The 15,509-nt window shown below is 43.5% G+C and carries 11 protein-coding genes and 3 tRNA genes; 9 read left to right on the forward strand and 5 right to left on the reverse strand.

Annotated features, from left to right (window positions below; genetic code table 11):
* Window positions 1-307: 307 nt before the first annotated feature.
* Window positions 308-2,500 (reverse strand): OmcA/MtrC family decaheme c-type cytochrome, encoded by a 2,193-nt coding sequence (locus L2717_RS03895; protein ID WP_220772613.1) that lies wholly within the window; start codon window positions 2,498-2,500, stop codon window positions 308-310.
* 746 nt (window positions 2,501-3,246) lie between these two features.
* Here L2717_RS03895 and L2717_RS03900 point away from each other — a divergent pair.
* The 3 genes from L2717_RS03900 to glnS all read left to right on the forward strand — a co-directional run bounded on the left by L2717_RS03900 (window position 3,247) and on the right by glnS (window position 7,655).
* Complete coding sequence (locus L2717_RS03900) at window positions 3,247-3,486, forward strand: FeoA family protein (RefSeq protein WP_076498175.1); 240 nt, start codon at window positions 3,247-3,249, stop codon at window positions 3,484-3,486.
* Window positions 3,479-5,773: a Fe(2+) transporter permease subunit FeoB gene (gene feoB, locus L2717_RS03905; RefSeq protein ID WP_220772612.1), complete on the forward strand. Its 2,295-nt coding sequence runs from the start codon at window positions 3,479-3,481 to the stop codon at window positions 5,771-5,773. Before L2717_RS03900 ends, feoB begins: the two co-directional genes overlap by 8 nt.
* A 211-nt stretch (window positions 5,774-5,984) precedes the next feature.
* A complete protein-coding gene (gene glnS, locus L2717_RS03910; protein ID WP_220772611.1) occupies window positions 5,985-7,655 on the forward strand; it encodes a glutamine--tRNA ligase in 1,671 nt (556 codons plus the stop codon).
* 174 nt (window positions 7,656-7,829) lie between these two features.
* Here the strand turns inward: glnS and L2717_RS03915 are convergent, their stop codons facing one another.
* Entirely contained in the window at window positions 7,830-8,426 is a 597-nt protein-coding gene (locus L2717_RS03915; protein WP_105252940.1) for a Yip1 family protein, read from the reverse strand.
* A gap of 282 nt (window positions 8,427-8,708) precedes the next feature.
* Between L2717_RS03915 and miaE the strand changes: the two genes are divergently transcribed.
* Entirely contained in the window at window positions 8,709-9,479 is a 771-nt protein-coding gene (gene miaE, locus L2717_RS03920; protein WP_220772610.1) for a tRNA isopentenyl-2-thiomethyl-A-37 hydroxylase MiaE, read from the forward strand.
* 127 nt (window positions 9,480-9,606) lie between these two features.
* Here miaE and L2717_RS03925 read toward each other — a convergent pair whose 3' ends face one another.
* Window positions 9,607-10,329: a UDP-2,3-diacylglucosamine diphosphatase gene (locus L2717_RS03925; protein WP_220772609.1), complete on the reverse strand. Its 723-nt coding sequence runs from the start codon at window positions 10,327-10,329 to the stop codon at window positions 9,607-9,609.
* A 9-nt stretch (window positions 10,330-10,338) separates the two neighbouring features.
* Window positions 10,339-10,833 (reverse strand): peptidylprolyl isomerase, encoded by a 495-nt coding sequence (locus L2717_RS03930; RefSeq protein ID WP_220772608.1) that lies wholly within the window; start codon window positions 10,831-10,833, stop codon window positions 10,339-10,341.
* Between the two features lie 140 nt (window positions 10,834-10,973).
* Here L2717_RS03930 and cysS point away from each other — a divergent pair, with 140 nt between their 5' ends.
* Window positions 10,974-12,353 carry a cysteine--tRNA ligase gene (gene cysS / locus L2717_RS03935; protein WP_220772607.1) on the forward strand — a complete coding sequence of 460 codons (1,380 nt, stop codon included), beginning with the start codon at window positions 10,974-10,976 and terminating at the stop codon, window positions 12,351-12,353.
* A gap of 92 nt (window positions 12,354-12,445) precedes the next feature.
* Here the strand turns inward: cysS and folD are convergent, their stop codons facing one another.
* Window positions 12,446-13,300 carry a bifunctional methylenetetrahydrofolate dehydrogenase/methenyltetrahydrofolate cyclohydrolase FolD gene (gene folD / locus L2717_RS03940; protein WP_220772606.1) on the reverse strand — a complete coding sequence of 285 codons (855 nt, stop codon included), beginning with the start codon at window positions 13,298-13,300 and terminating at the stop codon, window positions 12,446-12,448.
* 267 nt (window positions 13,301-13,567) lie between these two features.
* On the opposite strand from folD, the gene L2717_RS03945 reads away from it, so the two are divergent.
* The 4 genes from L2717_RS03945 (at window position 13,568) to tig (ending at window position 15,493) form a co-directional block, all read left to right on the forward strand.
* Window positions 13,568-13,644, forward strand: a tRNA-Pro gene (locus L2717_RS03945).
* A 118-nt stretch (window positions 13,645-13,762) separates the two neighbouring features.
* Window positions 13,763-13,839, forward strand: a tRNA-Arg gene (locus L2717_RS03950).
* Window positions 13,840-13,848: 9 nt separating this feature from the next.
* A tRNA-His gene (locus L2717_RS03955) sits at window positions 13,849-13,924 on the forward strand.
* A gap of 264 nt (window positions 13,925-14,188) precedes the next feature.
* Window positions 14,189-15,493, forward strand: a complete 1,305-nt coding sequence (gene tig, locus L2717_RS03960) for a trigger factor (protein ID WP_220772605.1) — start codon at window positions 14,189-14,191, stop codon at window positions 15,491-15,493.
* The last annotated feature ends 16 nt before the right edge of the window (window positions 15,494-15,509 follow it).

Consider the following 15,509-nt stretch of genomic DNA (forward strand, 5'->3'; position numbering starts at 1 on the left):
AAACCAACAGATCTATGTCTGTATTTTTTGGCCAGTAGAAGCATTTAAGTGGATGCTGGAAATAGAATTCCCCAAGGAAAGGCTAACCTAACATGACCTTAAAATCTCCAAGGCCTTTGCTAATGTGTGACTTGGATCTTTCTATTTCTAAAGTGGTATGTAAAGTGAGAGTTAAAAATGATTATAGAATGAAAAAACAGCAGATTTTTGAAGATGATAATAAAAAGAGAGAGGTTTGCACCTCTCTCTTTTTTTGTTAGCTCAACACTGCGTCTTTATTTACAAAATGAGGCAGTGTTATTGTTAACTAATTACCGTGTACTTCACTCAGTTGAGTCGGCGTGTGGCATGTTGCACAGCTTTCAGATGCACGAGTTTGAACATCCGCTGCACTGCTGCCATTTAAGATACCACCGTTAGTCTCAATGTGAGATTTCGCCGTGTCACTAAGGTACTTCTGGTGACAACTTAAGCAAGTACCCGTATCTGAGGAAATCCAAATATCGGCACCGTTATTAGCCATATCACCAAAACGCCATGTGCGTGTTGGCGCGCGGCCTAAAGTGATACCAGTAATGACGTTTGACTTATCAACCGTATGGCAAGTTGCACAATCGGTTTTTAATACAGTACCTGATTGTACGCCTGCATATTTCAGGTAATGGCCTTCACGCTCGTGGGCTTTCCAAGCGAAGCTGGTTGGGATCTTGCCACCAGGATAATTGGTGTCAGTTTTCAAGCCTTTATCCGAAGTATGACAAGTTTGGCAGTTTACACCGTTGTCATAATGGTGGATTTCTTGATTGTGACAACCTTGGCACTTAGCAGCATCAATGATTTCACGTCGATTTTTTGCTGTGGCAGAACTGTCTACTCCATTATCTTTCCACACAAAATGGTATGGAGTTTCTTTAACTGCGACCTTACGTACGTTTGCTGCAGAACAATCAGTCATTACGACTGCTGCAACGCCATAGCCACCATTATTGAAACACACATCTAGTGTCGAAAATAGTTCGAATGTCTTGCCATTAGCATCAGCAGGTAAATTAAAATTAGTGCCTGTTAATGAATAAGTTTTACTTACTTCATTATAGGTACCTTCACTTAGCGCGATACGACGTTTGCTATAAGATGCGCTAGCATCACTTGGGTAATCTTTATCTGAATCCCATGCAACCACTACACGTGAGCTTTGACTGACGAAGGCTTTCTCGACGGCATTACCATCTTTGTCAACAACTTGGACATCAAAAGTGATTTTGCCCGTGTTATTAGCGCCTACATTCGTGAATTTAACGCTCATTGCTTCGGCATCTGTGTATGCCTTTAATACATCCCCGTGACGTTTAGCCGCACTGCCTGTTCCACCATAGGGTTCGGTTGCATTATGGCAAGCGACACAATCTGTGCTGCTATGGTTGCTCGAAGGCTTCTCTGTATGACAAGCGATACAAGCAGTATTGCTTAAGTCCGCTTTAAATAGATCTGCATTCGCAGGCGCATTTACACCTTCAACGTGGCAGGAACTACAATCAGCAGCTGGTTTTTGAGGGAAATTGACTTTTCCGTAGTCGATGACTTTACCGCCATAGCCCACAATCTTGTACGGTGCTGCTAATAGTGCACCATTGGCATCGACAGTATTTCGGTCAGCACCTTTATGAATTGCATGGATCATATAGGTAAAATCAACACTATTGCCTGATTCTGGGTCGCCAGAGGTGGCAGTATGGCAGGATGCACAGTTTTCAATATCGATTCTGCGACCGCCGTGTAGCGCTAAACTTTCAGGCTGGTGACAGGTATAACAGGTCTCAATTGAAACAACGTTACGTGTCTGAATACCTTCTGTTTTACCGGTAGATGGCTGCCAGTCTAGGTGCGCATTAGCCGTGACTTGAGGTAATTCAAGTTCTAATGTTGCACGTTGAGTTGCATCAGCACTGTAAGTGATGGTTAATGGTTCAGTAACATTGGCAATATTGGCTTGGTATGTGTAGCTATAACTACCATCACCATGGTCGACTAAACAGCTATCACACTTAGCTGCTGCTTCCACGTTGGCCTGATATTGATCTGATGGATTAAGATTATTTACACCTGTAGGGACAGTACCGGGTGCTTTTTTGTCATTTATGTAGGCTTGCCATTGGAAACCGCGATCAGCAGGCTTAGCGGGATCGTCTGTTGCAACAGTGACATGTGTTAACTGCGCAATACCAAAGCGAATGTCGTGATCTTTTGTTAAGCCTAGAACGGCTACGCCATTGGCATTTTCTAATGTAAAGTTGACAGTAACCTTACCGGCTTCAACAGTAGCATTAGTGAAATCAGCTTTTAGTGTTGGAGTGGCATCGATATTGACACCAACCACTCCTGGTTTTCCATCTTCACCATCTTTACCATCACTCCCACCGCAAGCGGTGAGCAGTAGTGAAAGTAAACCGGCACCCAACATCGCTTTTGTTGCGCTATTGAAATTGAACCGTTTCATCATGATATTTCCCTGCAATAGTTGTAATCATCATCTAACAATGGGTAAATAGAAATAAATCTCATTACCCGCATAAGATGTGTGGAATTATTTTTCCATCTGTAAGGCTAACGAAGTCACTGCTATTAATCCTTCATTTTAGGTGGGTAATGTGACTAAGATCTGACTATTTCTTTTGGAGTAGTTGGCCGCATCGTAAACGTGCCTCTTATATCTGTTGTTATTGGCTTTTTAGGCTTGTGTTACAGGATTTGTTTATTGGGTGAACGCTTAAGCCGTTAACCATTAAGTTTTGTTTGTGACTGATAAGCTCGATGTTAACTTTAATTATTTGATCCGTTTTTAATAAAGCAGTGACTTAATAGGTGCACTAAATGAGCTGCTATATTGCAATGGCTGGTGTGCGGATCATGGTTGGTGTTGTCGTGGTAATCTTTTTCCACTTACGCCATTAAACTTGCCCAAACAGGGCACTTATAGGGCGCATTAGGTAAGGGGCTGCGCTTTGACTTGAAGAGTAATCGTTAGCAAATTTGTCGTATTCAAGAGGTAACGATTCCTTCTGGCATTTTTTATTTTCAGTTGACCGTTTATTCATGAGGTTTTTTGTCACATAATAGCCAACACAATTGAAAACTATTATCGTTACCAATCAAAAATCTTGATCTAGGTAAAGTTATTAGGGTCATTGCTCAGTTACAATGAGCACAGTTTTTCGAACTGGACCTGTTGCAGAGGTAGGATACGTAATGAAGTTAAGCGAACTCAGCCCCGGTGATCGCGGTGTTATTTCTGAAGTCGGGCGCTTAGATCTACCGCAAACCGTAAAGCGCAAGTTGTTATCTATGGGGATAACACCCAATACGCGTTTTTTATTGATCCGATATGCACCAATGGGCTCAGGTTTAGAGTTGGATATTCGTGGTAGTAAACTTTGTATGCGCAAAGACTTGGCAGACATCATTGAGGTGGAAAAGGCGAATGGCTAAGCAGTTTCATTGCGTCACCGTTGGTAACCCTAATGCGGGTAAATCGACACTCTTTAACGCGCTAACTGGCGCGAATCAACAAGTCGGTAACTGGTCTGGTGTGACGGTTGAGAAAAAGACGGGCCATTTTACCTTAAATGGTGCTGATATCTATCTGACTGACTTACCCGGTATTTACGATCTTCTTCCCGCGGGTAATAGTTGTGACTGTTCTTTAGATGAGCAAATCGCGCAGCAGTATCTGGCTGAGCAACGCGTCGATGGCATTATCAATTTAGTCGATGCGACCAATATCGAGCGCCACTTATATCTCACGGTTCAATTACGCGAACTTGCTATTCCTATGGTCGTTGTATTAAACAAAATCGATGTCGCGATAAAGCATGGGATAAAAGTCGATTTAAAGAAAATGAGCCAAGAGCTTGGTTGCCCTGTAATTGGCGTGTGTTCGCGCGATCCCGCTGATGTAGAAAAAGTACAGGCACAAGTATTAGATTTACTGCAAGGGCGAGTGTCTGAAGCGCCATTAATGCTTAATTACGATGAACAAATTGAAACAGGCGTTAAGCTACTCTGTGGTAAAGATGAGCAATTAAGCCGCGGCCGCGCCTTAGCGATGTTAGGCAATGGTTCGGGTTGTGGTAGTTGTCAAAATGCTGAGTTGCAGGATGAGATTAACACTTGCACCCAGAATATTTCTCAGCAAGGCCATGATATTGAAATTATGGTGGCCACGACTCGTTTTAACTTTGTTGAAAGGGTATTTCAAGGCTCAGTCAAAGCTGATGGTTTTCTTACGTTAAGTGACAAGCTAGATAAACTGATATTACACCCGGTGTTGGGTATTCCGGTGTTCTTATTGGTAATGTATTTGATGTTTATGTTCAGCATCAATATTGGTAGTGCCTTTATCGATTTCTTTGATGTGTTTGCTGGCGCATTACTGGTGGACCATTTTGGGGCGTTTTTAACCAATATGGGTTCACCAACCTGGCTAGTTACAATTTTAGCGGGCGGTGTTGGCCAAGGTATTCAAACTGTTTCAACCTTTATCCCTGTTATCGCAGCGTTATTCCTTGCCTTGTCGGTACTAGAGAGTTCGGGTTACATGGCACGCGCGGCATTTGTGGTTGATGGTTTGATGCGTCGTATCGGCCTTCCGGGTAAAGCCTTCGTGCCGATGATTGTAGGTTTTGGTTGTTCAGTACCAGCGATCATGGCGACGCGGACCTTAGGCAGTGAACGTGAGCGTATCGTTACCGGTATGATGGCGCCCTTTATGTCATGTGGCGCGCGTTTGCCCGTATATGCCTTATTTGCCGCGGCGTTTTTCCCTGATTCTGGCCAAAACTTAGTCTTTTTGCTTTATGTTATTGGTATATTTGCAGCAATTGGTACGGGTCTATTACTCAGAAATACGCTGTTACCCGGTACCAGTAGTGCGGTAGTCATGGAGCTGCCAAGCTATGAGATGCCTAAACTGAAAGCCGTAATGGTTCGCACGGGTAAACGTACTAAGAGCTTTATTTTTGGTGCGGGTAAAACGATTGTTTTAGTCGTCACCTTTTTGAATTTTGTTAACGCTATTGGTGTTGACGGCACATTTGGTCATGAAGATAGCCAAGCATCATTGCTCAGTGTTGCGAGCCAAAAAGTGACGCCAATCTTTGCTCCGATGGGAATTGAACAAGATAATTGGCCTGCAACGGTTGGCATTATCACCGGTATTTTTGCGAAAGAAGCCGTAGTTGGTACGTTAAACAGCCTTTATAGCAATACTGCTGCAGATGGTGCGGAGTTAACCCCGTTGGCCGATAGCTTTAGTGCTGCCTTGGCTACAATCCCCGCTAATTTATTTGGTTTAGATTTAGAGGACCCGTTGAAACTATCTGTTGGTGATGTCTCTAGCACCAGTGCTGCGGCAGAATCTCAAGGTGTTGCGACGTCAACATTTAGTGCTTTGCAAGCTGGTTTTACAACTAAGATAGCGGCATTTTCTTACTTGTTGTTTATCTTACTCTACACGCCGTGTGTTGCCGCAATGGGCGCTTTAGTGCATGAGTTTGGTTCTCGTTGGGCAACGTTTGCGGCGACTTGGACGTTCTCGTTAGCCTATGGTTCGGCCACAGTAGTGTATCAAGCGACAACCTTTAATGAGCATCCGCTACAATCGAGTTTATGGATTGGTTTCTTCCTGTTTGCATTAGCGGCTTTTTACCTGTGGCTAAAACGAAAGGGCAGAAGAACACAGCAGATCATTCCGGGGATCCGCATTATTACTGAATAGGTTACTGAGTAACATTTACTGCGTCAGCATGACGGACCAATAAATGTCAGCTCAGTAAGAGTAAAGATAAAAGCAGCTTTTATGGCTGCTTTTATTGTTTTACTATCTCGGCCATAACCCATAGTTTTATCACTAGGCATTGTAACTAGTCGTGATCTGTAGGATCATGCTGGCTTTATTAAAATTGCCATTGTTCGCAAAGAGGAATTCCATGAGTCATGTGGACACTGAAGTACGTCCGAGTAACTTTATTCGTAACATTATCGATGAAGATTTAAAAACCGGTAAGCACACGAGTGTACAGACTCGTTTTCCGCCAGAACCCAATGGCTATCTTCATATCGGTCATGCTAAATCTATCTGCTTAAATTTTGGCATAGCGCGAGACTATAACGGTCTGTGTAATTTACGTTTTGACGATACCAATCCTGAAAAAGAAGACATTGATTATGTTAACTCTATTCAGGCGGATGTGCGTTGGCTTGGATTCCAATGGGATGGCGATGTGCGCTATTCATCAAACTACTTTGATCAGTTGCATCAATATGCGGTTGAACTGATCAATAAAGGTTTGGCCTATGTCTGTTTTTTAAATGCCGATGAAACTCGCGAATACCGTGGCACGTTGAAAGAGCCCGGTAAAAACAGTCCTTTCCGTGATACCTCAGTCGAAGAAAACTTGGCCTTATTTGCTAAGATGCGCGACGGTGGTTTTAAAGAAGGCGAGTGTGCGCTGCGTGCTAAGATTGATATGGCCTCGCCATTCATGTGCATGCGCGATCCTATCATCTACCGTATTCGTTTTGCCCATCATCATCAAACGGGTGACAAGTGGTGCATTTACCCAATGTACGACTTTACCCACTGTATTTCTGATGCGTTAGAACATATTACCCACTCTTTATGTACGCTAGAGTTCCAAGACAACCGTCGTTTATACGATTGGGTTTTGGATAATTTAAACGATTTTCAAGCGCCGAATCGTACGCGTCAATACGAATTTTCACGCTTAAATCTCGAGTATACTTTGATGTCTAAGCGTAAGCTGAACGACCTCGTGACGCGTAAACTCGTATCAGGTTGGGATGACCCACGTATGCCAACGATTGCTGGCTTACGTCGCCGCGGATATACGCCAGCATCAATTCGCGAGTTCTGCCAACGTATTGGCGTGACTAAGCAAGAAAATATGATCGAGGTTGGCATGTTAGATGCCTGTATTCGTGAAGAATTGAACGAACATGCACCGCGTGCAATGGCCGTATTGCGTCCATTGAAAGTCATCATCGAAAACTATGCCGAAGGTGAACTTGAGTATATTCAAGCGGCTGCTCATCCAAATGATGAAAGTATGGGCACGCGTGAATTAGCCTTTGGCCGTGAAATATTAATTGATGTCGCTGACTTTAAAGAAGAAGGCAATAAACAATACAAGCGTCTGGTGACCGGTAAAGAAGTGCGTTTACGTAATGCTTATGTGATTAAGGCTGAGCGTTGTGATAAAGACAGTGATGGTAATATCACTACCGTTTACTGTACTTATGATCCTGAAACATTGGGTAAAAACCCCGCTGATGGCCGTAAAGTTAAAGGCGTTATCCATTGGGTTGAGGCATCAACGGCTAAACCTGCGCAGTTCCGTCTCTATCAGCGTTTATTTACCGATCCTAATCCAGCAGCTGCTGAGACTGTGGACGAAGTATTAAACCCAGAGTCACTGATTGTTGTGCAAGGCTTTGCTGAAGCAAGTTTAGTCAATGCACCCGCCGAAAAAGCCTATCAGTTTGAGCGTGAAGGTTATTTCTGTGCTGACAGTAAAGACTCATCACCGGATAATTTAGTGTTTAACTTAACCGTAGCACTGCGTGATTCTTTCGAGTAATTTACTGAATTAAATCAGTTTAACGTAGTGAGTTATATCGCTCTGTTGAATTGCTTAATCAAATCTAAAAAAGAAGGCCTTTTAGGCCTTCTTTTTTATTTTACGGATTTAAGATAACGTTGCGCTGGATTTGCGTGAATCGCGATGAGTTAAAGTTATAGTTAATTTTAATGACTATTGATACATAGGGCCAAAGCCTAAGCTCCATAGGATTACGCTGGTTGCCATTAACCCAACTAATAACACTAAACCAGCAGTTACCATTGAACTGGCATAAATAAAGCCTTTCTCCTCCGGAATATTCATAATGATTGGCACCCCTGCGTAGAGCAAATACACTGAGTAAGCCAAACCAATCAACCCCACTATCATGATAAACCACAGTACTGGATATAATGCCGCTAAACCGACCATAAACAGTGGTGTTGCAGTGTAGGATGCGAGTTCTAATGCTTGGGTATAGGTTGGATTAGCATCGAAAGTTTTTGCCATCCAATAGGCTAAATAGGCGAGGGCGAAGACGCCCGCAATAAGGCCTAAGTACATGCCCGCAGACATAAATAAGGCGCTTTGGGGCGTAAGATAAATAGGATCGCCAGCTCCAGGGTTCCAGCCAATATAAGCCGTAGCTATGTAGCTGCAAACCGCGGGGATTAAGGCGATAAGTACTACATGACTTAAACTACTTTTCAGTGCCTCATGATTTTTTTCAATCGTTTGCCATTCTTGTTTAGGATGAGTGTAGAGCCCCATTAAGTGATTCAGTATCATTATAATTATCCTTGTTCAGCATTGATAAATGGCTCGCCAAACGTCAGACGAGCTGATAACAGCTCCACAATCGAGGTTAAAACAGTGTCTTGTTTTTTAACTATCGATTGGTTACACAAACAAAACTGAAATACAGCGTGATCAATATCTCGGTTTTATAAAGTGTAGAACATTTATTGAACAAAAAATCTTGTACGTCAAGTTTACTAAGCCCTAGTGCTGTAGCTTATAGGTAAATATGCGTAAAATAGCCTAATACTGAGAATGATCTTGAGTGACTCCATGCAGCAACTTCTTGCCCCCATCCACGCCTTTCTTCGCTGTGATACGCCGCAAACTTGGATTGATATCGCGATAAAATCAGATTCTTTGGATGAGCTGCTGATTGACCATTGTAACTGTGAGTTAAAAGCTGCGCAGACCGCGATTTTTTTGCTACGAAAATATGCGTTAGATAAAGATAGCGGCCGAACTTTGTTGGCATGGGCTAAACCCTATGAAGAGTTTATCTATTCGCAAGATCACGATGTGGTGAGTTTTCTGGCCCGTGATGTGAAAAAGAATGAGTTGGTAACTGACCTTATACCTAAGCCCAACTTTACGTTTGCCGCGAATTTGGTTTCACCTTTGATCCGCTTGATTAAAGAAGAGTTTCATCATTTTGAACAAGTATTGGAGTTGATGCATAAACGTGGCATCGATTACCGTAATATTCGCGCGGGCCGTTATGCCAAGGGCATGATGAGTCATGTGACCACCCATGAAAAAGATATCCTGCGAGATAAGTTGATTGTGGGGGCGTATATTGAAGCGCGTTCGTGCGAGCGTTTTGCTAAGTTGGCGCCTTATTTAGACAGTGAACTGAGTAAATTTTATGTGTCATTGTTGCGCTCTGAAGCGCGTCATTATCAAGACTATCTTGCGCTAGCACAGTTGGTTTCACCAGAGGATATTAGTGAGCGAGTAAAGTACTTTGGTGAGGTCGAGGCTGAGTTGATTTTGGCGCCGGATGATGAGTTTCGTTTCCACAGTGGGTCGCCACTATCAATTTGACTTTAAAGATTTTTAAATTTAAGCCTTGCAGGGTTAGCTCGAACTTACTGAAACGATTAACGGTTCGAGCGAACCGTTAATATGAAGCGTCGTTAAGCTTAAATGATGTCAATAAAAGTAACCTAACTTAAGTTGTCGGCTCAAAAGGTAACGATTCTAAACTAATCCCTTCAGCGCTTACACTCAGTACACTTCCTTGTTCATACCAATCACCCACCACAATGCGTTTACAGCCATTATCGAGTTGATGAATCGCGGGTCTATGGGTGTGACCGTGGATCATCTGCTGAGTATGCGTCTGGACAAATAATGCCTCGACCGCATTGGGCTCCACATCCATGATGGTATAGCTTTTTTGCTGATTGCTACTCTTACTCTTATTACGAATTTTATTAGCAATACCTTGGCGAGTTTTTCTCGATAAGCAACCGTATAACCATCTTGCTAGTGCAAAACTGCGCAACTTTCTAAAGCGTTGGTAAGCCTTATCTAACGTACATAAGCTGTCACCGTGTAAAATGACTGTTTCTACACCGTATAAATTCAAGCAAGTCACTTCGGGTAAGATTTGCATACCTGCGGCGCGCGCAAATTGCTTACCTAGCATAAAGTCACGATTGCCGTGGATGAAATACACCGGCAGCTTTTGTGATACTTGCTTGAGCTTTTTGGCGAGTTCGAGGGCAAAAGGCAAGGCGATATCATCGCCAACCCAGACTTCAAACAAATCACCGAGGATGTAGAGGGCGTCGGCATCATCGAGTTGTGTATCGAGGAAATGAGTGAACGCTTGGGTGATATCAAGGCGATCTGCACTCAGGTGCAGATCGCCTATAAATAGAGTTCGCATTAGGCGCTATTATGCCGTAACGCTAACTTTTTCAATCACAACCGCTTCTAAAGGTACATCTTGGTGCATGCCTTTATTACCAGTGCTAACCGCTTTGATTTTTTCAACAATATCCATACCTTCAACGACTTCACCAAATACGCAGTAGCCCCAACCTTGGTTGTTCTCTGCTTTAAAGTCTAAGAAAGTGTTGTCATTAATGTTAATAAAAAATTGTGCAGTGGCTGAATGGGGATCAGAGGTACGTGCCATAGCCACAGTACCAGTGCGATTTGATAAGCCATTGTTCGCTTCATTTTTCACGGGCTCGCCGCTACGCTTTTGGCTCATGTCTTCATTAAAGCCACCACCTTGGATCATGAAACCGTCAATCACACGGTGGAAGATAGTGCCGTCGAAGAAACCTTCGTCAACATATTTCATGAAGTTTGCTACTGTTAACGGTGCTTTTTCAGCATTTAGTTGCAGTTTAATATCGCCAAAATTGGTGTGTAATGTGATCATGTTTTCATACTCTCCGTAAATAGTGGCGCGATTCTAACTTATCTAAGATTGCGCGCAAAGTGCAGTATTCAAAAGCGGACTTGCCGTGGTAGACTGACTCATTGATTTTACACCTGAATGTATCATTAAAGAGAATATCGATGTTAAAGATTTACAACAGTATTACCCGCCAAAAACAGGAATTTAAGCCAATTACTCCCGGGAAAATTGGCATGTATGTATGTGGTGTGACCATATACGATCTCTGTCATATTGGTCACGGGCGTACTTTTGTTTCCTTTGACATGATAGTGCGTTACCTGCGTTATGCGGGTTATGAAGTGAACTTTCAACGCAATATTACCGATGTTGACGACAAAATTATTAAGCGCGCCAACGAGAATAACGAAAGCTGTGAAGCCTTAACCGAACGTCTTATTGGTGAAATGCATCAAGACTTTGATGCTTTAAATATGTTGCGCCCCGACTTTGAACCACGCGCAACACTGCATATCGAAGAAATTATCGACATGGTCGAGTTATTACTCGCTCGTGGTCATGCCTATGTAGCGAGTGACGGTGATGTACTTTTCAGCGTGGCCTCTTATCCTGATTATGGTCGTTTATCGGGGCAGAATTTGGATCAGCTACAAGCTGGTGCTCGGGTAGAAGTTGACGAAACCAAGCAAAATCCGATGGATTTTGTGCTGTGGAAAATGTCTAAGCCAGGTGAACCAACCTGGGAATCACCATGGGGACCGGGTCGTCCAGGCTGGCATATTGAATGTTCTGCCATGAACAGCAAACATTTAGGTCTGCATTTTGATATTCATGGCGGGGGTTCAGACCTACAATTCCCACACCATGAGAACGAAATAGCTCAGTCCTGCTGTGCCCACGACACGCCCTACGTAAACTATTGGATGCACACTGGCATGGTGATGGTCGACCGTGAAAAAATGTCTAAATCTTTAGGCAACTTCTTCACTATCCGTGATGTACTTGGCCATTATGATGCTGAAACGGTGCGCTATTTCCTGTTGTCTGGCCATTATCGTAGCCAACTGAACTATTCAGAAGATAACTTAAAACAAGCTCGCTCAGCATTAGAGCGTTTATATACTGCGTTAAAAGATGTCGATTTAACTGCTATAGCCGCACCCGCAGAAGAGTTTGTCGCAAGATTTAATGCGGCCATGGACGATGACTTTAATACGCCTGAAGCCTATTCAGTGCTATTTGATATGGTGCGTGAGGTTAATCGTTTAAAGCTAACCAATATGACGCAAGCATCTGCGTTAGCGGTCACGTTAAAGCAGTTAGCGGATGTTTTAGGCCTATTAAGCCAACCGCCAGAGACTTTCTTTCAAGGTGGTGGTAGTGACGATGAAGTGGCCGAAATTGAAGCCTTAATTGTTGAACGTAACCGTGCTCGTACTGAAAAGGATTGGTCTGCTGCCGATGTGGCGCGTAATCGCTTAAATGAGTTAGGGGTTGAGCTCGAAGATGGCCCTGGTGGCACTACTTGGCGTAAGAAATAAGCTTATTAGCTGTTATCTTCAATATAGGTTAATCGCCTGACATAAAAAAACCTGCATTATGCAGGTTTTTTTATGCTTGCAGAACCCAGAACCTAGTCGTGATACTGCTCTGCAGCGTGTAAGGTGTTTTCTAAAAGGCTTGCTATGGTCATTGGGCCAACGCCGCCAGGTACAGGAGTAATAAAACTGGCATGTTGCGCTGCTACATCATATTGCACATCGCCGACTAAGGAACCGTTATCTAAACGGTTAATGCCCACATCAATGACAATCGCGCCAGGTTTTATCCATTCTCCAGGAATAAAGCCGGGTTTACCCACCGCAACGACGACTAAATCTGCGAGGCGGATTTTTTGCTCAAGATTTTTAGTGAAACGGTGACAAGTGGTCGTAGTGCAACCCGCCAGCAGTAATTCTAAGGTCATAGGGCGACCGACAATATTAGATGCACCAACCACTACGGCATCTAAACCATAGGTATCAACGCCGGTGGATTTGATGAGCGTCATGATGCCCATCGGTGTGCATGAGCGCAGCACAGGAATACGCTGGGCTAAACGGCCAACGTTGTATGGGTGAAAGCCATCGACATCTTTATCTGGGCGAATACGCTCGATAACTTTTGAATCTTCAATATGGGCAGGCAAGGGAAGTTGCACTAAAATGCCATCGATTGTCGGATCATCATTAAGGCTATCAATAAGGCTTAATAATTCATGTTCACTGCAACTGGTTTCTAAATCGTATGAATGAGAAATAAAGCCAACTTCTTCACACGCCTTACGTTTGCTTCCAACATAAACCTGAGATGCCGGATCGGCCCCCACTAATATTACGGCTAAACCCGGTATGCGCTGTCCAGCCTCTTTGCGGGCGGTGACTTTTTTACGCAGTTGAGTGCGGATGGATTGAGCAATCGCCTTGCCGTCGATTATTTGGGCTGTCATGGGTGTAGGATATCCTTTATATGGGCGATGGTTAAAACAGAGATTGGCAATCGCCGTTATTTTAACAGGGCACAGCTACTGTGTCATGATTAAAGCTGATATCGAATGGATTTAAAAAACGATATTAGCCTGATAATTCAGCACCTAGAGTCAATCATTAAAAAAATCGTTGACGGGTGCAAAGTGAGGCGATAAGATGCGCTCCGTTCTCAGGCACATGTGTTGATGTCGTCTGTAAACCTCGTTTTTGTTATACAGCAAGACTTTCGGTGATTAGCGCAGCCCGGTAGCGCATCTGGTTTGGGACCAGAGGGTCAGAGGTTCGAATCCTCTATCACCGACCACTTTAAAATCATTTGCACTAATTTGAGTTAAAACTATTTTGGACTCAAAAAGCGAATGATAGGGTTAGCATAAATGCTTTCCAAATCGGTTAGGATACAGAACATTCTGTAAAACCATGCGCCCGTAGCTCAGTTGGATAGAGCACCCGCCTTCTAAGCGGGTGGTCGCAGGTTCGAATCCTGCCGGGCGTACCAGTTTCAATGGTGATTGTAGCTCAGTTGGTAGAGTCCCGGATTGTGATTCCGGTTGTCGTGGGTTCGAGCCCCATCAGTCACCCCATTTTTAGTACTTTGAGTACAAAATAAAAAAAGCGACCTAGGTCGCTTTTTTTATACCTCAGATTCGGCTATAGAGGCTCGACTCTGCAGAAAACGGTGGCTATAATGTCGCGTCTTGATAGATATCAAATATTATGAGCGACTTGTGCCTAAAGCCAGTGGTGGTAGGCATTGTAGTCAAATTTAATGATCAAGAAACGAATACCTGAATAGTTGATAACTCGGCTATTACTAAAGGACGTTAGACAAATTTCGAGGTAAAACAATGCAAGTTTCTGTTGAAGCAACTCAAGGCCTAGAGCGTCGCCTGACCATTTCTGTTCCTGCGGAACAAATTGAAAAGCTGGTTAAAGACAGTCTACAACGTGAAGCTAAGCGTGCTCGTATTCCAGGTTTCCGTCCTGGTAAAGTACCTGTAACAGTCATTAACAAACGTTACGGTGCTGCTATTCGTCAAGATATCATGGGCGAAGTAATGCAACGTAACTTCATCGATGCAATTATTGCTGAGAAGTTAAACCCAGCGGGTGCACCGACTTTCGTACCAGGTTCAACTGATGGCGAGAAATTTGAATTTATCGCTACGTTTGAAGTCTACCCAGAAGTTGAACTCAAAGGCTTAGATGCAATCGAAGTAGAACAACCTAAAGCAACGGTAACAGACGCTGACGTTGATACCATGATTGAAACCTTACGCAAACAACATGCAACATTTGCCGTTGTTGAGCGCGCAGCTGCCGATGGCGATAAAGTGAAAATGAACTTTATCGGTTCTGTTGACGGTGAAGAGTTTGAAGGCGGGAAAGCTGACGATTTCGAACTGCAATTAGGTAGTGGCCGTATGATCCCGGGTTTTGAAGCGGGTATCTTAGGTCACAAAGCGGGCGAAGAATTTGTTATCGACGTAAACTTCCCTGAAGAATATCACGCTGAAAACCTCAAAGGTAAAGCCGCTAAGTTCGCGATTACTTTGACTGAAGTTCAAGCTGCTAACCTGCCAGAAGTTAACGATGAGTTTGCTTCATTGTTTGGTATTAGCGAAGGTGGCTTAGAAGCCCTAAAAGCTGAAATCCGTAAAAACATGAATCGTGAACTTGAGCAAGCGTTAAAAGCTAACGTGAAAGAACAAGTGATCGAAGGTTTGTTAGCGAATAACGATATCACTTTACCAAAAGCATTGATCGATGCTGAAGTAAACGTACTGCGTCAGCAAGCCATGCAACGTTTTGGCGGCCAAACGGCTAACATGCCAGAATTACCAGCGGAATTGTTCACTGAACAAGCTGCTCGTCGCGTTAAAATCGGTCTGCTATTAGGCGAAGTTATCAAGACTAACGAGCTAAAAGCTGAAGACGAACGCGTACAAGGCTTGATCGCTTCTATGGCTTCAGCCTACGAAGATCCAAGTGAAGTTGTTGCTTATTACAACAGTAATAAAGAAATGATGCAGAACATGCGCAACGTTGCTTTAGAAGAGCAAGCAGTTGAAGCACTGTTGAAATCTGCCAAAGTGACCGAAAAAGAAGTCGCTTTTGAAGAATTTATGAACAAGGCTACAGGTCGCGCATAAGCTAAGCTTGACTTGA

Source organism: Shewanella glacialipiscicola (assembly GCF_023283485.1).
GTDB lineage: Bacteria > Pseudomonadota > Gammaproteobacteria > Enterobacterales > Shewanellaceae > Shewanella > Shewanella glacialipiscicola.

Bases quoted from the DNA above. Each gene is read 5' to 3' on its own strand.
- L2717_RS03925 (WP_220772609.1), bottom strand. From the start codon at position 10,329: ATGCGAACTCTATTTATAGGCGATCTGCACCTGAGTGCAGATCGCCTT.
- L2717_RS03895 (WP_220772613.1), bottom strand. From the start codon at position 2,500: ATGATGAAACGGTTCAATTTCAATAGCGCAACAAAAGCGATGTTGGGT.
- feoB (WP_220772612.1), top strand. From the start codon at position 3,479: ATGGCTAAGCAGTTTCATTGCGTCACCGTTGGTAACCCTAATGCGGGT.
- folD (WP_220772606.1), bottom strand. From the start codon at position 13,300: ATGACAGCCCAAATAATCGACGGCAAGGCGATTGCTCAATCCATCCGC.
- glnS (WP_220772611.1), top strand. From the start codon at position 5,985: ATGAGTCATGTGGACACTGAAGTACGTCCGAGTAACTTTATTCGTAAC.
- tig (WP_220772605.1), top strand. From the start codon at position 14,189: ATGCAAGTTTCTGTTGAAGCAACTCAAGGCCTAGAGCGTCGCCTGACC.
- L2717_RS03930 (WP_220772608.1), bottom strand. From the start codon at position 10,833: ATGATCACATTACACACCAATTTTGGCGATATTAAACTGCAACTAAAT.
- miaE (WP_220772610.1), top strand. From the start codon at position 8,709: ATGCAGCAACTTCTTGCCCCCATCCACGCCTTTCTTCGCTGTGATACG.
- cysS (WP_220772607.1), top strand. From the start codon at position 10,974: ATGTTAAAGATTTACAACAGTATTACCCGCCAAAAACAGGAATTTAAG.
- L2717_RS03915 (WP_105252940.1), bottom strand. From the start codon at position 8,426: ATGATACTGAATCACTTAATGGGGCTCTACACTCATCCTAAACAAGAA.
- L2717_RS03900 (WP_076498175.1), top strand. From the start codon at position 3,247: ATGAAGTTAAGCGAACTCAGCCCCGGTGATCGCGGTGTTATTTCTGAA.